Raw genomic sequence first — 17710 nt, 5'->3', positions numbered from 1 at the left:
CTCTCCGGCCGGGGAGCGCGGACGTGCGGCCCGGCCCGGTGCCGGGCAGCAGCCCGGCGGCATGCTGATCGCGGGCCCGGCCCGTACCACCCAACCCCCTCAAGCCCAGTCCCAAGCAATCCCCACAATCCCCGGCCGCACCCCCTGCTCCACCACATGCACCCCGCGGTGCCGGCCCGCCAGGGTCAGTTCCTGCCGGCCGCAGCGGGGGCCGGCCGCTGAGGTGCGGGTGAAGCGGTGGCAGCGTACGGGCAGGGCCGCGGCGTCGAAGCGGACCTGGAGGACGTACTGGCCGCCGGCGAAGCTGAAGCCGCGGACGTACTCGCTGCTGGGGCCGCCGGTGCCGTCGTCGAAGCCGTAGCCGAGGACGTAGGTCTCACCGCAGCGCAGCCGGGCGTCGAAGAGGAGTTCCGCGACGAGTACGCCGGAGCGCGCGTGCCAACGGACGCGCCCCACGCGGCAGTTCTCCGTCGCGCGGACGACGACCCGGGAGGGATCGCAGCCGGGGTCGCCGTGGTGGATGGCGATGTAGCGGTCGACGCCGTCGCGGTGTGCGCGGACCACGTGCTGCGAGTCGCGGCTGCGCATCTCGCGCTCGCTGCCGATGAGGACGCGTTCGAGGTGGCAGACGGTGTGCAGGCCGCCGTCGGGCGGTGCCTCCAGTTCGGCCAGGAGGCGTTCCAGGGCGCGGGACTCCTCGACCAGGGAGCGGTACGAGCGGCTGGGCGGCCGCTCGCCGGACCGCTCCGCCGGGGGCTGCTCCAGCAGCCGGGTCAGGGCGTGCGCGGGGAGTTCCAGTACGTCCTCCAACAGGCGGACCGCGCGCAGGGATTCGGGGCGGCGCGGCCGTCTGGCGCCCTGCTGCCAGTAGCTCAGGCTCGTCACCCCGACGCGTACGCCGCGCTGCGCGAGGCGGTGCTGTACCCGGTGCAGGGCGAGCCCGCGGGCCGACAGCGCGGTCCGCAGGGCGTGGTGGAAGGGGCCGGTGCGCAGGGCCTGCGCCAGCTCGGTTTCGGCCACGTCGGTCCGGGTGCGGGTCTGTCTCATCCGCTCGCCACCTTTGTGAATATTCACCGGCGGTGCACGCGGCCAGGGTGCGGCGGAGCGCCGCGTTCCACCTGAGCAAGCACCAGCCGTTCACATCTGCTTCGCACTGTTCACACAACCGGCTCGCCCAGCATTGAACCGTGTTGACCAGCCCCTGACAACTCCTTGATGCTCCTGCCCAGCGTCCGGACGCGCTTCGCGGCAGTCGCCGCACCAACCCCCCTTGCTCGTGAGGAACGTCCATGCACCATGCATCGGCACAGGGCGCGCCAGCGCGCCGCCGTATACGCCGCAGAACCCTGACCACCGCGGCCCTCGCCACCGCGCTGCTCGCCGTCCCCACCACGGCGAGTGCCACGGCGAACGCCACGACGAGCGCCGCCGCGAACGCCACTGCGAGCGCCACGGCCGGCGACGCCCAGGCACGGCTCGCCGCCGCCAAACGGCTCGACATCTCCATGCAGGCCCAGCAGAAGAGCAACTGGTGCTGGGCCGGCTCCGGCAACACCATCGCCACCTGGTACGGCCGCAACTACAGCCAGAACCAGTTCTGCAACGCCGCCTTCAACCGCCGGCAGGGCACCGAGTGCCCCAACAACCAGGCCACGCTGGGCAATGTACAGAACGCCCTCGACTGGGCCGGCATCAACTCCGGCTCCTACGTGAGCGGATGGCTGCGCTACGCGACCGTCAAGAACGAGATCAACGCCGGCCGGCCCGTCGAAACGCGCATCCAGTGGTCCTCCGGGGGCGGCCACATGCACGTCCTCTACGGCTACGACGACTCGCGCACGTGGGTCTACTGGGGCGACCCGTGGCCGTCCAGCGACCGCTACAACTGGGCCTCGCACGACTGGTACGTGAACAACAACCGGTTCTCGTGGACCCACTCGCTCTACCGGATCGGGGCGTGAAGGCCATGACCACCAACACCCCGCGCCCGCAGGACCGTACGGACGGTACGGGCCGTACGAGCGGTACGAGCGGTACGGCCCGTACGCGCAAGGCCGCCGTCACCCGCACCGCGCTCACCGGCGGCGCCCTCGCCGCCGCCCTCCTCGGTGCCGCCCCGCTCGCCCAGGCCGCCACCCCGGTCCCGGCGGCACCCCAGGCGCCCGCCGCGGCGAGCATCGCCGCCGCCCACGACGCGGCCGCCGCCCCCGCCACCCTCGACACCCTCTCCCGCTTCTTCACCCGCGACGGGGACCGCGGCGACGCCCTCGGCGGCGCGCAGGCACGCGCGAAGGCCCAGCCGAGGATCGAAGGGGACACCGTCCCCGTCTACGCGCTCTCCCCGGACTTCGTCGCCGGCAAGGAAGGCGCCCCGGTCGCCGCGCTGGAGGTCCTCGCCAGCAAGGCCGTCGCCGCCGACGGGCAGAAGGCCTCCGTGTGGGCCGCCGAGACCGGCGGCTCCTGGAAGGTCGTCAACATCGCCACCGGCGACGACGAGACGCGCTACGCGGCCGAAGGCGCCCGCAGGCTCAGCGGCGGCACCGTCTTCCGCGAACCGCAGATCAACGCCTGGTACGTCCAGCGCGGCGACAAGGTCCTGCCGCTGTCCCCCGACGCCGTCCGCGCCGTCGGCGAGAACGGCACGACGGTGGAGAAGTACCAGGACCGCGTCCACCGCGCCTACGGCGACAAGCTGCCCGGCTCCGCCTACGCGAAGAAGGGCCTCGCCGGCGGCTACGACACCTCCTCCCAGGGCTCCCCGGACACCGCCGTGAACGCCGCGGCCCCCGGGCCCGCCGACAGCGGGGGCCTCTCGACCACCGCCACCGCAGCGACAGCCGCCGGCGCGGCCCTGACGCTCGGTGCCGGTGCCCTGGTGGCCCGCAGGCTGCGTCGCCGCTGACGCGCCGGGCCACCCACCCGGGGCGGACTCCGACCGCCCCAAGAGCCCCGGTGGCGCGCACTCGCCACCGGGGCCGCTCCATGCCCGCGGCGGCCCCTGCGAGCGTACGGGCGTAACCGGGGAGTCACGGCGTTGTCAGTGCCCGCAAGTAGGGTTGGAACATGGCCGATCCCAGCAGCTACCGCCCCAAGCCGGGACAGATCCCCGACTCGCCGGGGGTCTACCGGTTCCGCGACGAGCACGGCCGCGTGATCTACGTGGGGAAGGCGAAGAGCCTGCGCCAGCGCCTCTCCTCGTACTTCCAGGATCTCGCGGGCCTGCACCCGCGTACCCGCACCATGGTCACCACGGCCGCCTCCGTGGAGTGGACCGTGGTCTCCACCGAGGTCGAGGCGCTGCAGCTGGAGTACTCCTGGATCAAGGAGTACGACCCCCGGTTCAACGTCAAGTACCGGGACGACAAGAGCTATCCGTCCCTCGCCGTCACCATGAACGAGGAGTTCCCGCGCGTGCAGGTCATGCGCGGCCCCAAGAAGAAAGGCGTGCGCTACTTCGGCCCGTACGCGCACGCGTGGGCGATCCGCGAGACCGTCGACCTGATGCTGCGGGTCTTCCCCGTACGCACCTGCTCCGCCGGGGTGTTCAAGCGCTCCGCCCAGATCGGCCGCCCCTGCCTCCTCGGCTACATCGGCAAGTGCTCCGCCCCCTGCGTCGGCCGCATCAGCCCCGAGGACCACCGCGAACTCGCCGAGGAATTCTGCGACTTCATGGCCGGCCGCACCGGCGCGTACCTGCGCCGCCTGGAGCAGGGGATGCGCGAGGCCGCCGAGGAGATGGAGTACGAGAAGGCGGCCCGGCTGCGGGACGACATAGCGGCCCTCAAGCGCGCCATGGAGAAGAACGCCGTCGTCCTCGCCGACGCCACCGACGCCGATCTGATCGCCGTCGCCGAGGACGAGCTGGAGGCCGCCGTGCAGATCTTCCACGTGCGCGGCGGGCGCGTCCGGGGCCAGCGCGGCTGGGTCACCGACAAGGTCGAGGCCGTCGACACGGCGGGGCTGGTCGAGCACGCCCTGCAGCAGCTCTACGGCGAGGAGAGCGGCGACGCCGTCCCCAAGGAAGTCCTCGTCCCCGCCCTGCCCGAGCCCGCCGAGCCGCTCGTGCAGTGGCTCACCGGGCGGCGCGGCTCCCGCGTCGACCTGCGCGTGCCGCAGCGCGGCGACAAGAAGGACCTCATGGCCACGGTCCAGCGCAACGCGGCGCAGGCCCTCGCCCTGCACAAGACCAAGCGCGCCTCCGACCTGACCACCCGCTCCCGCGCCCTGGAGGAGATCGCCGAGGCCCTCGGCCTGGACTCGGCGCCGCTGCGCATCGAGTGTTTCGACATCTCCCACCTCCAGGGGCAGGACGTGGTCGCCTCCATGGTCGTCTTCGAGGACGGCCTGGCCCGCAAGAGCGAGTACCGGCGCTTCCAGATCAAGAGCTTCGCCGGCCAGGACGACGTACGCGCCATGCACGAGGTCGTCGGCCGCCGCTTCCGCCGCTATCTGCAGGAGAAGCAGCGCACGGGGGAGTGGGGCGAGGAGGACCCCGGCACCGCGGCCGAGAACGGCGCGCCCGCCGCGGGCAGCCTGGTGGAGGGCTTCGACGGGGGGCCGACGGCGGAAACCGACCGTGGTCCGGTGGCGGTTGCCGACGGGGGTCTGGCGTCGGGTGCCGGTAGTGGTCCGGTGGCGGCTGTCGGCGGCGGTGCGGTGGAGGACGGCGGCCGTGGTCCGGTGGCGGTTGCCGACGGGGGTCCGGCGGCGGATGCCGGTCGTGGTCCGGTTGCGGACGCCGACCGCCCCGCCGTGGACGACGACGGCCGCCCCAAGCGCTTCGCCTACCCCCCGCAGCTCGTCGTCGTCGACGGTGGTGCGCCCCAGGTCGCCGCCGCCCGCGCCGCGTTGGACGAGCTCGGCGTCGAGGACGTCGCGGTCTGCGGTCTCGCCAAGCGGCTGGAGGAGGTCTGGCTGCCCGGCGAGGACGACCCCGTGGTCCTGCCCCGCACCAGCGAGGGCCTGTATCTGCTGCAGCGCGTCCGCGACGAGGCGCACCGCTTCGCCATCACCTACCAGCGCGGCAAACGCGCCAAGTCGATGAAGGCCGGCCCTCTCGACGCCGTCAGCGGCCTCGGCGAGACCCGCAAGCGCGCCCTGCTCAAGCACTTCGGCTCCCTCAAGCGGCTGCGCGCCGCCACGGTCGAGCAGATCTGCGAGGTGCCCGGCATCGGCCGCAGGACCGCCGAGACCGTCGCCGCCGCGCTCGCCACGGCAGCCCCCGCGGCCCCTGCCGTGAACATGGCCACCGGCGAGATCCTGGAAGAGGAGCAGCCGTGACCGGGGGCTCGCGCCGCGCTCGCGCGGCCACCGCAGCGCCGCCGGGGGAGCGGCATGGGTCAGAATCAGTCCGGTTCCCTCCCGGCCGGCAGGCCGGGGCCCGCGGGGATCGGCGAGGGAAGACGGGGCCGCGCCCGCGGCGTTGTCAACGGAACGGGGGAAGCCAGCATGACCGGGACCGATCGAGACGGAGCACAGGTGAGTACGGGCACAACGGCGGACGGCGCCGGTGAAGCGGCGGGCATCCCCGAACTGGTGATCATCTCCGGCATGTCGGGGGCGGGCCGCAGCACCGCCGCCAAGTGCCTGGAGGACCTCGGCTGGTTCGTCGTGGACAACCTGCCGCCCGCCCTGATCCCCACCATGGTGGACCTCGGCGCCCGCTCGCAGGGCAATGTGGCCCGGATCGCCGTGGTGGTCGACGTGCGCGGCCGGCGCTTCTTCGACAACCTCCGCGAGTCCCTCGCGGACCTCGCGGCCAAGAAGGTCAAACGGCGCGTGATCTTCCTGGAGGCCTCCGACGACGCCCTCGTGCGCCGCTTCGAGTCCGTGCGCCGCCCGCACCCCCTGCAGGGCTCCGGGCGCATCGTCGACGGCATCGCCGCCGAGCGCGACCTGCTGCGCGAGCTGCGCGGCGACGCCGACCTGGTGATCGACACCTCCAGCCTCAACGTGCACGAGCTGCGCGCCAAGCTCGACGCCCAGTTCGCCGGCGAGGAGGAGCCCGAGCTGCGGGCCACCGTGATGTCCTTCGGCTACAAGTACGGCCTGCCCGTCGACGCCGACCTCGTGGTGGACTGCCGCTTCCTGCCCAATCCGCACTGGGTGCCCGAGCTGCGCCCCTACACCGGCCTCAACGAGGAGGTCTCCGGCTACGTCTTCAACCAGCCGGGCGCCAAGGAGTTCCTCGACCGCTACACCGAGCTCCTCCAGCTCATCGCCGCCGGCTACCGCCGCGAGGGCAAGCGGTACGTGACCATCGCGGTCGGCTGCACCGGCGGCAAGCACCGCTCCGTGGCCATGTCCGAGAAGCTCGCCCACCGCCTGGTCTCGGAGGGTGTCGAGACCGTCGTCGTCCACCGGGACATGGGGCGCGAGTGACCGGCCGTACCTTCCGGATGCGCCGCATGCGGCGGCTCGTCCCCAGCCGCACCCGGGGCCGTGAGGCCCGCGCGAACTGCGGCGCCCAGCCCAAGGTCGTCGCCCTCGGCGGCGGCCACGGGCTGTCCGCCTCGCTCGCCGCGCTGCGCCGTATCACCGGCGACCTGACCGCCGTCGTCACCGTCGCCGACGACGGCGGCTCCAGCGGCCGGCTCCGCGACGAGCTGGGCGTGCTGCCCCCCGGCGATCTGCGCAAGGCGCTCGCCGCCCTGTGCGGCGACGACGACTGGGGCCAGACCTGGGCCCGGGTCATCCAGCACCGCTTCGCCAGCGAGGGCGATCTGCACGGGCACGCGGTGGGCAATCTGCTCATCGTCGCCCTGTGGGAGCAGCTCGGCGACCACGTCAAGGCCCTGGACCTGGTGGGCAAGCTGCTCGGCGCGCACGGCCGGGTGCTGCCGATGTCGGCGGTGCCGCTCCAGTTGCAGGCCCTCGTGCGTGGCCACGACCCGGCCGCCCCGGAGGAGACCAGCACCGTGTGCGGGCAGGCCACCGTGGCGCTCACCCCCGGCGAGGTGCAGTCCGTGCACGTCGTGCCCGAGGACCCGCCCGCCGTCCCCGAGGCCGTCGAGGCCGTCCTGGACGCCGACTGGGTGGTCCTCGGCCCCGGCTCCTGGTTCTCCTCCGTCATCCCGCATCTGCTGGTCCCCGAACTCCTCGACGCGCTGCAGGAGACCAAGGCCCGCCGGGTGCTCTCGCTCAACCTCGCCCCGCAACCGGGCGAAACCAGTGGCTTCTCCCCGCAGCGTCATTTGGAGGTTTTGGCACGACACGCCCCTAAACTCGCCCTGGACGTGGTGCTGGCCGACGAGGACGCCGTGCCCGACCGCAAGAGCCTGACGGACGCCGCCGAGCGACTGGGGGCCACGGTCGAGCTGGCGCGCGTGGCCGCGCCGGACGGCTCCCCCACGCACGACCCGGAGCTGTTGGCCGCCGCGTACGACCGTATTTTTCGGATGCATGGAAGGATCGGCCCATGGCGATGACGGCAGCGGTGAAGGACGAAATCTCCCGGCTCCCCGTCACCCGGACCTGCTGCCGGAAAGCGGAGGTCTCGGCCATCCTGCGGTTCGCGGGCGGACTCCATCTCGTCAGCGGCCGCATCGTGATCGAGGCCGAGCTGGATACCGGGATCGCCGCCCGGCGGCTGCGCAGGGACATCCTGGAGATCTTCGGGCACGCCTCCGACCTCGTGGTGATGGCCCCCGGCGGGCTGCGCCGCGGCAGCCGCTACGTGGTGCGGGTGGTGGCGGGCGGCGATCAGCTGGCCCGGCAGACGGGGCTGGTCGACGGCCGGGGCCGGCCGATCCGGGGCCTGCCGCCGCAGGTGGTCTCCGGGGCGACCTGCGATGCCGAGGCCGCCTGGCGGGGCGCGTTCCTCGCCCACGGCTCGCTCACCGAGCCCGGCCGCTCCTCCTCGCTGGAGGTGACCTGCCCCGGGCCCGAGGCGGCGCTCGCGCTCGTCGGCGCGGCCCGCAGACTGCAGATCGCCGCCAAGGCCCGCGAGGTGCGCGGCGTGGACCGTGTCGTGGTCCGCGACGGTGATGCCATCGGTGCCCTGTTGACCCGCCTGGGCGCCCACGAGTCCGTGCTGGCGTGGGAGGAGCGGCGGATGCGCCGCGAGGTGCGGGCCACCGCCAACCGGCTGGCCAACTTCGACGACGCCAATCTGCGCCGCTCGGCCCGTGCCGCCGTCGCCGCCGGCGCGCGTGTGCAGCGGGCGCTGGAGATCCTCGGCGAGGAGGTGCCCGAGCACCTCGCCGCCGCCGGCCGGCTGCGCATGGAGCACAAGCAGGCCTCCCTGGAGGAGCTGGGCGCGCTCGCCGACCCGCCGCTGACCAAGGACGCCGTCGCGGGCCGGATCCGCCGGCTGCTCGCGATGGCCGACAAGCGTGCCCAGGACCTCGGCATCCCCGGCACCGAGTCGAACCTGGCCGATCTGACCGAGCTCTCCGAGGAGCTCGCGGAGAACGTCGCGGGCTGACCGTCCGTCAGCTCGAAAAGCCTTCCCCGTCCGCCCCCGCCGCCTCCGACGCGCCGGGGGCGGACGGTTTTCGGCCGGGCCCCCCGGACGCCATTGACACACTCATGCGGCGTCACCAGCCTGGCGTCGGTACAGCGACGTGCCGAACCGGGGTAAGGGGGGTTCATGAGACGCAGGGCGAGAACGATTCTCGCGGCCGCTTCGTTGCTCTTCGGCGGGCTCGCCGCGGCACCCTTCGCACAGGCACAACCGGCTCCGCCGCACAGTCATGACGACGGCGCGCTGAGCGTGTGGACCGCCGAGGTCACCAGCGCCCAGCTGCCGCTGCTGGCGCGGGCCGGGGTCGACGGGCACGAGCTCGGCGAGCGGCCCGCCGGCGGGGCGGCGCGGTCCGTGGAGCTGGTCCTCACCGGCGAGCAGGCCCGCAGCCTGCGCGCGCAGGGCGTGGCCCTGAAGGAGAAGCGCATCCCCCGGGACGTCCGGGAACAGCTCGCCGCCCAGGGCGACGGCGTCTTCCGCCCGTACGCGCCCAAGGGCGGACTCATGGAGGAGATGGTCAATACCGGCCGGGAGCACCCGGGCCTGGCCAAGGTGGAGAGCATCGGCAAGAGCCTCAGGGGCAAGGACATCCTCGCCGTCAAGGTCACCAAGGACGCGGGGAGCACCCCCGACGGCGCGAGACCGGCCGTGCTCTATCTGTCGAACCAGCACGCCCGGGAGTGGATCACCCCGGAGATGACGCGCCGGCTGATGCACCACTACATCGACAACTACGGGCGCGACGACCGTATTACGCGCATCGTCGACCGTACCGAGCTGTGGTTCGTGCTCTCCGCCAACCCCGACGGCTACGACTACACCTTCGAGGGACCGGCGACCCGGCTGTGGCGCAAGAACCTGCGCGACAACAACGGCGACGGGAAGATCACCCCCGGCGACGGCGTCGACCTCAACCGCAACTTCCCCTACAAATGGGGCTACGACAACGAGGGTTCGTCCCCCGACCCGGCCTCCGAGACCTACCGCGGCAAGAGCCCGGCCTCCGAGCCGGAGACGCGTGCCCTCGACGCCTTCGAGAAGCGCGTCCGCTTCCGCTACGCCGTCAACTACCACTCCGCCGCCGAGCTGTTGCTGTACGGCGTCGGCTGGCAGATCGCCACGCCCACACCCGACGACGTGCTCTACCGGGCGCTGGCCGGCACCCCCGACAAACCGGCGGTCCCCGGCTACCGGCCGGAGCGCGCCGCCGAGTTGTACACCACCAACGGCGAGGCCGACGGCCACGCCGCCAACGTCAACGGCGTCATGATGTTCACGCCGGAGATGTCGACCTGTCAGACCGCCTCGAAGGCCGACACCACCGGGCGCTGGAACCCGGCCGACTGCCCGTCCTCGTTCCACTTCCCGGACGACCGCAGGCTGATCCAGGCCGAGTTCGAGAAGAACATCCCCTTCGCGCTGTCCGTCGCCGAGACCGCGGAGCACCCCGACACCCCGTCCTCCTCCGTCGGCCTGAGCGCCCCGGACTTCACGCCCGACGCCTTCACCGCCTCCTTCGCGCGCGGCGAGGAGCAGGAGGTCTCCGTCACCGCCCGCAGAAGCGTGCGCGACAAGCGGCTCAACTACCGCGTCGACGGCGGCAGTACGCGCACCGCGCCGCTCACCGCGTGGCGCGGCGGCGACCGCTACGGCGGCACGGACAACATCCGCTTCGAGGAGTACCGCGGCTACGTCGACGGCGCGGACGTCGGCTCGAAGGTGCAGGTGTGGTTCACCGGCCGTACGGAGGCGGGCGGGCCGACCGCGAGCGAGCCCTTCACCTACACCGTCTGGCGGCGCCCCGAGGCCGACACCCTCGTCCTCGCCGACGAGGGCGCGCCCACCCGGCAGCTGGCCGCCTACACCCAGGCCCTCGCCGCCGCCGGGCACCAGGCCGCCGTGTGGGACGTCGCCGCCCAGGGCGCGCCCCATCCGCTCGGCGTGCTCGGCCACTTCAGGTCCGTCGTGTGGTACTCGGGCGACCACCGGCCGGACGGCGCGACCGCGCTCGCCGTGCGCGACTTCGTCAACGAAGGCGGCAGGCTCGTCACCCTCGGCAAGGAGGCCGGCGGCAGTGTGAGCGTCGAGGGCGCCGACACCGAGGACTTCAGCAAGTACTGGCTCGGCGCGACCGGCCGCACACCGCTCACCGGCGCGGCGTCCTTCGCCGGCACCGGCCCGCTCTCCGGTGTCGCCACCGGCCTGAAGAACGCCGGCGCGGCGAGCTCGTACGTCCCCACCTCCGCGCAGCTGCCGCCCGAGCGGTTCCCGCAGTTCCGCAGCGCCGGCGCCGGCGACTACCCGGGCGTGCGCGGCCCGTTCCAGCCGTACGCGGGGGAGTGGATGGCCGCAGCCGAACACCGGGACGCCGCCTGGATGCGTCTCGCCCGCACCGTCGACCTGACCGGGGTCAGCCCCGCGGACAAGCCGAACCTGTCCTTCCGGCTCAGCCACGACACCGAACCCGGCTACGACCACGTCGTCGTCGAGGCGCACACCGTCGGCAGTGACGACTGGACCACCCTGCCCGACACGAACGGCGGTACGTCCGCGAAGGTGCCCGCCGACTGCGGTGACGGTACGTACCTGAAGCTGCACCCCTTCCTCGGCCACTACCTCGCCCGCGACGGCGGCGGCTGCGCCGCCAAGGGCACCACCGGCACCTGGAACAGCTTCACCGGCTCCTCCGGCGGCTGGCGGCCCGTCTCCGTCGACCTCGGCCCGTACGCGGGCAAGAAGGCCGAGCTCGCGATCGCGTACGTGACCGACGCGAGCAACGGCGGGGCCGGGGCCTTCGTCGACGAGGCCACCGTCACCACGGGGAAGGGCGAGCCGTCCACCGAGGGCTTCGAGACCTCCCTCGGCGCCTGGTCCGTGCCCGGACCGCCGGCCGGCAGCCCCGGCAACCGGGGCGACTGGTCCCGCTCCCGGGAGCTCGCGCGCTCCTTCGCCGCGATCGCCACCGAGCGCACCGTGCTGCTCGGTTTCGGCCTGGAGAACGTGCCGTCCGAACGGGCCCGCGCGGACCTGCTCCGGGCCGCCCTGAAGGCCGTGCACGGGTGAGCTCCACCCCGCTCACGCGGGCTCTGCTTTCCCTCGTGTTCCCTTGTGGGAAGCGGGGTCCGCGTGTTCGCGCCCCTGCCCGCGCGGCACCCCGGGGCCGCGCAACCAAATGTCACGTACCCCCCTTGTTAGAGGTAGGGTCGTTGGTGGTCGGGGACATCCCAATAAGCCGCCGGCGGAATGTCCGGCACACCAACGAGGAGATCGGTTCGTGACGATCCGCGTAGGCATCAACGGCTTTGGCCGTATTGGTCGCAACTACTTCCGTGCGCTCCTGGAGCAGGGTGCGGACATCGAGATCGTCGGTGTCAATGACCTGACCGACAATGCCACCCTGGTGCACCTGCTGAAGTACGACTCGATCCTGGGCCGTCTGCAGCAGGAGGTCAGCCACACCGACGACACGATCACCGTTGGTGACATGACCTTCAAGACGATGGCCGAGCGCGACCCGGCCGCCCTCCCGTGGGGCGAGCTCGGCGCCGACATCGTCATCGAGTCCACCGGCATCTTCACCAAGCGCGAGGACGCCGCCAAGCACCTCGCCGCCGGCGCCAAGAAGGTCCTCATCTCCGCGCCCGCCAAGGGCGAGGACATCACCATCGTGATGGGCGTCAACCAGGACAAGTACGACGCGGCCAACCACCACGTCATCTCCAACGCCTCCTGCACCACCAACTGTGTGGCGCCGATGGCCAAGGTTCTCGACGAGAACTTCGGCATCGTCAAGGGCATGATGACCACGGTCCACGCGTACACCAACGACCAGCGCATCCTGGACTTCCCGCACTCCGACCTGCGCCGCGCCCGCGCCGCCGCGGAGAACATCATCCCGACCTCGACCGGTGCCGCCAAGGCCACCGCCCTGGTCCTCCCGCAGCTCAAGGGCAAGCTGGACGGCATCGCCATGCGCGTCCCGGTCCCGACCGGCTCGGTCACCGACCTGGTCCTTGAGCTCGACCGCGAGGTCACCAAGGAAGAGATCAACGCCGCCTTCCAGAAGGCCGCCGAGGGCCAGCTCAAGGGTGTCCTGGAATACACCGAGGACCCGATCGTCTCCTCCGACATCGTCAACTGGCCGGCCTCCTGCACCTTCGACTCGCAGCTGACGATGGTCCAGGGCAAGCAGGTCAAGGTCGTCGGCTGGTACGACAACGAGTGGGGCTACTCCAACCGCCTGGTGGACCTGACCGTCTTCGTCGGCGGCCAGCTCTGATCACCGGCTGATCGAGGCACTGTGGGCACGGGGCTCGTACGGCGCGGCGACGCGCTCGTCCGGGCCCCGTCCCGTGCCCCGTTCTCCCCGGGGGCATCCCCGGCCCCCTGGACCACACCGATCCATCACGGACGTCACGGAGTCACTCCATGAAGACGATCGACGAGCTCATCCAGGGCGGCGTCGAGGGCAAGCGGGTCTTCGTCCGCGCCGACCTCAACGTCCCGCTCCAGGGCGAGACCATCACCGACGACGGCCGCATCCGCGCCGTCGCCCCGACGATCAGCAAGCTCGCCGAGGCGGGTGCCAAGGTGATCGTCGCCTCCCACCTGGGCCGCCCCAAGGGTGCCCCGGACCCGCAGTTCTCCCTGGCCCCGGTCGCGAAGCGACTCGGTGAGCTGCTGGGCAAGAACGTCTCGTTCGCCACCGACACGGTCGGCGACAGCGCGAAGGCCACCGTCGCCGCCCTGGCGAACGGCGAGGTCACGCTGCTGGAGAACCTCCGTTTCAACGCGGGCGAGACGGCCAAGGACGACGCCGAGCGCGGCGCGTTCGCCGACCAGCTGGCGCGGCTGGCCGATCTGTACGTCGGCGACGGCTTCGGCGCGGTGCACCGCAAGCACGCCTCCGTCTACGACCTCCCGGCGCGCCTGCCGCACGCCGCGGGCGACCTGATCGCCACCGAGGTCGGGGTGCTCAAGAAGCTCACCGAGGACGTACGGCGCCCGTACGTGGTCGTCCTCGGCGGTGCCAAGGTCTCCGACAAGCTGGGCGTCATCGACAACCTGCTGAAGAAGGCCGACCGCATCCTCATCGGCGGCGGCATGTCGTACACCTTCCTCAAGGCCAAGGGCCACGAGGTCGGCATCTCCCTGCTCCAGGAGGACCAGATCCCGGTCTGCCTGGAGTACCTCGCCGAGGCCGAGAAGCGCGGCGTGGAGTTCCTCCTCCCCGTCGACGTCCTGGTCTCCGCCGACTTCCCGGACCTGAAGACCAAGGCCCCCGCGAGCCCCGAGCTCGTCGCCTCGGACGCCATCCCCGCCGACAAGGAGGGCCTGGACATCGGCCCGAAGACCCGGGAGCTGTACGCGGCGAAGCTCGCCGACGCCGGCACGGTCTTCTGGAACGGCCCGATGGGCGTCTTCGAGCACCCCGACTACGCGAACGGCACCAAGGCCGTCGCGCAGGGCCTGATCGACTCCGAGGCCTTCACCGTCGTCGGCGGCGGCGACTCGGCCGCGGCCGTGCGCCTGCTGGGCTTCGACGAGAACGCTTTCGGCCACATCTCGACCGGCGGCGGCGCGAGCCTCGAATACCTTGAGGGCAAGACGCTCCCCGGCCTCGCCGCACTGGAGGACTGAACCACCGTGGCATCCATGGAAAACACCGGCCGCACCCCGCTGATGGCGGGCAACTGGAAGATGAACCTCAACCACCTTGAGGCCATCGCCCACGTCCAGAAGCTCGCCTTCGCCCTCGCCGACAAGGACTACGAGGGCACCGAGGTCGCCGTGCTGCCGCCGTTCACGGATCTGCGCTCGGTGCAGACCCTCGTCGACGGCGACAAGCTGAAGATCAAGTACGGGGCGCAGGACGTCTCCGCCTACGACTCCGGCGCCTACACCGGCGAGATCTCCGGCTCGATGCTCGCCAAGCTCAAGTGCACCTACGTGGTGATCGGGCACTCCGAGCGCCGCCAGTACCACAACGAGACCGACGAGCTCTGCAACGCCAAGGTCAAGGCCGCCTACCGGCACGGGCTCACCCCGATCCTGTGCGTCGGCGAGGGCCTGGACGTGCGCAAGGCCGGCGGCCAGGTCGCGCACACCCTGGCCCAGGTCGACGGCGCGCTCGCGGACGTCCCGGCCGAGCAGGCCGAGTCCATCGTGATCGCCTACGAGCCGGTGTGGGCCATCGGCACCGGCGAGGTCGCCACCCCCGAGGACGCGCAGGAGGTCTGCGGGGCCATCCGCGGCCGCCTCGCCGAGCTGTACGGCCGCGAGGTCGCCGACAAGATCCGCATCCAGTACGGCGGCTCCGTCAAGTCCGGCAATGTCGCCGCGATCATGGCGAAGCCGGATGTGGACGGCGCCCTGATCGGCGGGGCCTCGCTGGACGTCGACGAGTTCGTCAAGATCGTCCGCTTCCGGGACCAGTAGCCCGCCCACGAGTCCGTCCCCGCGGCCGCCCCGGCGGCCGCTATGACGACGGACCGTCGTCGAAGTACCCTGTCGGGGCCGGGACCGGCGCGTTCGCGCGCCGCCCGGCCCCGCACCTGTTCCAGCCTGTACTTCAGTCCGAGAGAGTTGGTCAAGCCGTGGTCATCGGGTTCTCGATCGCCCTCATCGTCTTCAGCCTGCTGATGATGATGCTGGTGCTCATGCACAAGGGGAAGGGCGGCGGCCTGTCCGACATGTTCGGCGGTGGCATGCAGTCGTCCGTCGGTGGCTCCTCGGTCGCCGAGCGCAACCTCGACCGCATCACGATCGTCGTCGGCCTGCTGTGGTTCGCGTGCATTGTCGTGCTCGGGTTGCTGATGAAGCTCAATCGCTGACGTACCGTCGTGGACGGGGCCTATCATGGGCTCGCGTCCACGCGGCCGGGCCGCAACTCCTGCCAGTGGACGCGCGTTGGGCCTTACGTAGACTGGGGCGCCCGCAGCGGAGCCGTTCGTACGACCCCGCGGCGCAGCCGCTTTCGGCACAGTGCAGCACCATCACGCAGGGAGTTACGACCGTGGCAAGTGGCAACGCGATCCGGGGAAGCCGGGTCGGAGCGGGGCCGATGGGGGAGGCCGAGCGGGGCGAGTCGGCCCCGCGCCTCCGCATCTCCTTCTGGTGCTCGAACGGGCACGAGACGCAGCCGAGCTTCGCCAGTGACGCACAGGTGCCGGACACCTGGGACTGCCCGCGCTGCGGCTTCCCGGCCGGCCAGGACCGGGACAATCCGCCGGACCCGCCGCGCACCGAGCCGTACAAGACCCATCTCGCCTATGTCCGGGAGCGGCGCAGTGACGCCGACGGCGAGGCCATCCTCGCCGAGGCCCTCGCCAAGCTGCGCGGCGAGATCTGACCGGCCGACAGTGACAGCGAAGCGGCCCGGCCGCGCCCCCTCCTTCGACGAGGGGTGCGCGGCCGGGCCGTTCGCGTCCCGTCCCCCGCCCTGACATTGGAACAAAGCCCCGTTCCGTTAGGTTGGACGATGAGTCAGCTACGAGTGAGAAGTGAGCGATGTCCGATATGAACGCAGAAGGCCGCGGCAGGCTCGACCGGACCCCCGAGTGGCAGGCACTGGCCAAGCACCGGGAAGAGCTGGGGGAGGTGCAGCTGCGGCAGCTTTTCGCGGACGACGCGGACCGCGCCGAGCGCTATACGCTCACTGTCGGCGATCTGCACCTGGACTACTCCAAGCACCTCGTCACCGACGAGACCCTGCGCCTGCTGCGCGAGCTCGCGTCGGCCACCGGCGTCGCCGCGCTGCGCGACGCCATGTTCCGCGGCGAGAAGATCAACACCACCGAGAACCGGGCCGTGCTGCACACCGCGCTGCGCGCCCCCGAGTCCGCCGTCATCACCACCGACGGCGAGAATGTCGTGCCCGGAGTGCACGCCGTCCTGCGCAAGATGCAGGTCTTCACCGACCGGGTGCGCTCCGGCGACTGGAAGGGCCACACCGGCAAGCGGATCCGCGCCGTCGTCAACATCGGCATCGGCGGCTCCGACCTCGGCCCCGCGATGGCCTACGAGGCCCTGCGCGCCTACACCGACCGCGACCTGACGGTGCGTTTCGTCTCCAACGTCGACGGCGCCGACCTGCACGAGGCCCTGCGGGACCTGGACCCGGCCGAGACCCTGTTCATCGTCGCGTCCAAGACCTTCACCACGATCGAGACCATCACCAACGCCACCTCCGCGCGCGCCTGGCTGCTGGCCGGACTCGGCGCCGGGGAGGAGGCCGTGGCCAAGCACTTCGTCGCGCTGTCGACGAACGAGGCCAAGGTCCGCGAGTTCGGTATCGACCCGTGCAACATGTTCGAGTTCTGGGACTGGGTGGGCGGCCGTTACTCCTACGACTCCGCCATCGGCCTCTCCCTCATGATCGCCATCGGCCCCGACCACTTCCGTGAGATGCTCGCCGGCTTCCACCTCGTCGACGAGCACTTCCGCACGGCGCCGCCGGAGCGGAACGCGCCGCTGCTGCTCGGTCTGCTCGGCATCTGGTACGGCAACTTCCACGGCGCCCAGTCGCACGCGGTGCTGCCCTACAGCCACTACCTGTCCAAGTTCCCCGCCTATCTCCAGCAGTTGGACATGGAGTCCAACGGCAAGTCCGTCACGCGCGACGGGGAGCGGGTCAACTGGCAGACCGGGCCGGTCGTCTGGGGCACCCCCGGGACCAACGGGCAGCACGCCTACTACCAGTTGATCCACCAGGGCACCGAGCTCATCCCCGCCGACCTGATCGGCTTCGCCCGGCCGGTGGCCGACCTGGAGCCCGGTCTCGTCGCCCAGCACGACCTGCTGATGGCGAACCTCTTCGCCCAGGGTCAGGCGCTCGCCTTCGGCAAGACCCCGGAAGAGGTCGCGTCGGAGGGCGTGCCCGCCGAGCTGATCCCGCACAAGACGTTCCGGGGGAACCGGCCGACGACGACGATCCTCGCGCGGGAGCTGACGCCGTCCGTGCTGGGGCAGTTGATCGCGCTGTACGAGCACAAGGTGTTCGTGCAGGGGGCGATCTGGAACATCGACTCCTTCGACCAGTGGGGGGTCGAGCTGGGGAAGGTGCTCGCGAAGCGGGTGGAGCCGGCGCTTTCCGCTTCCGCGGAGGTTTCCGGGTTGGATGCGTCTACCGCTGCGCTGGTGGCGCGGTACCGGGAGCTGCGGGGGCGGTAAGGGGTCCCGTAACTGGGGCTCCGCCCCAGACCCCGGTCCTCAAACGCCGGACGGGCTGGAAAATCCAGCCCGTCC

At 71.7% G+C, this 17710-nt stretch carries 14 protein-coding genes; 13 read left to right on the top strand and 1 reads right to left on the bottom strand.

The features are described from left to right. Positions 1-99: 99 nt before the first annotated feature. On the bottom strand, positions 100-1047 hold the full coding sequence (locus tag ACFP1Z_RS22880; protein ID WP_390318903.1) for a hypothetical protein: 948 nt from the start codon (positions 1045-1047) through the stop codon (positions 100-102). 242 nt (positions 1048-1289) lie between these two features. Here ACFP1Z_RS22880 and ACFP1Z_RS22875 point away from each other — a divergent pair, with 242 nt between their 5' ends. From ACFP1Z_RS22875 to pgi, 13 genes are all read left to right on the top strand, one after another. Further along, entirely contained in the window at positions 1290-1961 is a 672-nt protein-coding gene (locus ACFP1Z_RS22875; protein WP_390318901.1) for a papain-like cysteine protease family protein, read from the top strand. 5 nt (positions 1962-1966) lie between these two features. Beyond that, the gene (locus ACFP1Z_RS22870; protein ID WP_390318900.1) at positions 1967-2902 is read left to right on the top strand and encodes a hypothetical protein; all 936 of its coding nucleotides are present in this window, start codon (positions 1967-1969) and stop codon (positions 2900-2902) included. A gap of 161 nt (positions 2903-3063) precedes the next feature. After that, complete coding sequence (uvrC, locus tag ACFP1Z_RS22865; RefSeq protein ID WP_390318898.1) at positions 3064-5280, top strand: excinuclease ABC subunit UvrC; 2217 nt, start codon at positions 3064-3066, stop codon at positions 5278-5280. Between the two features lie 168 nt (positions 5281-5448). Beyond that, on the top strand, positions 5449-6381 hold the full coding sequence (rapZ, locus tag ACFP1Z_RS22860; RefSeq protein ID WP_390318896.1) for an RNase adapter RapZ: 933 nt from the start codon (positions 5449-5451) through the stop codon (positions 6379-6381). After that, positions 6378-7427 carry a gluconeogenesis factor YvcK family protein gene (locus ACFP1Z_RS22855; protein WP_390318894.1) on the top strand — a complete coding sequence of 350 codons (1050 nt, stop codon included), beginning with the start codon at positions 6378-6380 and terminating at the stop codon, positions 7425-7427. Before rapZ ends, ACFP1Z_RS22855 begins: the two co-directional genes overlap by 4 nt. Next, the gene (whiA, locus tag ACFP1Z_RS22850; protein ID WP_390318892.1) at positions 7418-8425 is read left to right on the top strand and encodes a DNA-binding protein WhiA; all 1008 of its coding nucleotides are present in this window, start codon (positions 7418-7420) and stop codon (positions 8423-8425) included. Before ACFP1Z_RS22855 ends, whiA begins: the two co-directional genes overlap by 10 nt. A gap of 165 nt (positions 8426-8590) precedes the next feature. After that, positions 8591-11527: a M14 family metallopeptidase gene (locus ACFP1Z_RS22845; RefSeq protein ID WP_390318890.1), complete on the top strand. Its 2937-nt coding sequence runs from the start codon at positions 8591-8593 to the stop codon at positions 11525-11527. A 211-nt stretch (positions 11528-11738) separates the two neighbouring features. Continuing rightward, a complete protein-coding gene (gene gap, locus ACFP1Z_RS22840) occupies positions 11739-12743 on the top strand; it encodes a type I glyceraldehyde-3-phosphate dehydrogenase (RefSeq protein ID WP_390318888.1) in 1005 nt (334 codons plus the stop codon). Positions 12744-12892: 149 nt separating this feature from the next. Beyond that, positions 12893-14104 (top strand): phosphoglycerate kinase, encoded by a 1212-nt coding sequence (locus tag ACFP1Z_RS22835; RefSeq protein WP_390318886.1) that lies wholly within the window; start codon positions 12893-12895, stop codon positions 14102-14104. A gap of 15 nt (positions 14105-14119) precedes the next feature. Continuing rightward, the gene (gene tpiA / locus ACFP1Z_RS22830) at positions 14120-14902 is read left to right on the top strand and encodes a triose-phosphate isomerase (RefSeq protein ID WP_390318884.1); all 783 of its coding nucleotides are present in this window, start codon (positions 14120-14122) and stop codon (positions 14900-14902) included. 158 nt (positions 14903-15060) lie between these two features. Continuing rightward, entirely contained in the window at positions 15061-15297 is a 237-nt protein-coding gene (gene secG, locus ACFP1Z_RS22825; RefSeq protein ID WP_390318882.1) for a preprotein translocase subunit SecG, read from the top strand. 182 nt (positions 15298-15479) lie between these two features. Then, entirely contained in the window at positions 15480-15815 is a 336-nt protein-coding gene (locus tag ACFP1Z_RS22820) for an RNA polymerase-binding protein RbpA (protein WP_003957010.1), read from the top strand. 167 nt (positions 15816-15982) lie between these two features. Next, positions 15983-17635: a glucose-6-phosphate isomerase gene (gene pgi / locus ACFP1Z_RS22815; RefSeq protein ID WP_390319205.1), complete on the top strand. Its 1653-nt coding sequence runs from the start codon at positions 15983-15985 to the stop codon at positions 17633-17635. The last annotated feature ends 75 nt before the right edge of the window (positions 17636-17710 follow it).

Source organism: Streptomyces gamaensis, assembly GCF_042656465.1.
Lineage (GTDB): Bacteria > Actinomycetota > Actinomycetes > Streptomycetales > Streptomycetaceae > Streptomyces > Streptomyces gamaensis.
The sequence above is the reverse complement of the archived record's forward strand: the minus strand, read 5'-3'. Positions and strand labels throughout refer to the sequence as shown.

Excerpts from the sequence above, each read along its gene's own strand:
- ACFP1Z_RS22880 (WP_390318903.1), bottom strand. The coding sequence starts at position 1,047 with ATGAGACAGACCCGCACCCGGACCGACGTGGCCGAAACCGAGCTGGCG.
- ACFP1Z_RS22875 (WP_390318901.1), top strand. The coding sequence starts at position 1,290 with ATGCACCATGCATCGGCACAGGGCGCGCCAGCGCGCCGCCGTATACGC.
- ACFP1Z_RS22870 (WP_390318900.1), top strand. The coding sequence starts at position 1,967 with ATGACCACCAACACCCCGCGCCCGCAGGACCGTACGGACGGTACGGGC.
- uvrC (WP_390318898.1), top strand. The coding sequence starts at position 3,064 with ATGGCCGATCCCAGCAGCTACCGCCCCAAGCCGGGACAGATCCCCGAC.
- rapZ (WP_390318896.1), top strand. The coding sequence starts at position 5,449 with ATGACCGGGACCGATCGAGACGGAGCACAGGTGAGTACGGGCACAACG.
- whiA (WP_390318892.1), top strand. The coding sequence starts at position 7,418 with ATGGCGATGACGGCAGCGGTGAAGGACGAAATCTCCCGGCTCCCCGTC.
- ACFP1Z_RS22845 (WP_390318890.1), top strand. The coding sequence starts at position 8,591 with ATGAGACGCAGGGCGAGAACGATTCTCGCGGCCGCTTCGTTGCTCTTC.
- ACFP1Z_RS22835 (WP_390318886.1), top strand. The coding sequence starts at position 12,893 with ATGAAGACGATCGACGAGCTCATCCAGGGCGGCGTCGAGGGCAAGCGG.
- tpiA (WP_390318884.1), top strand. The coding sequence starts at position 14,120 with ATGGAAAACACCGGCCGCACCCCGCTGATGGCGGGCAACTGGAAGATG.
- pgi (WP_390319205.1), top strand. The coding sequence starts at position 15,983 with ATGAACGCAGAAGGCCGCGGCAGGCTCGACCGGACCCCCGAGTGGCAG.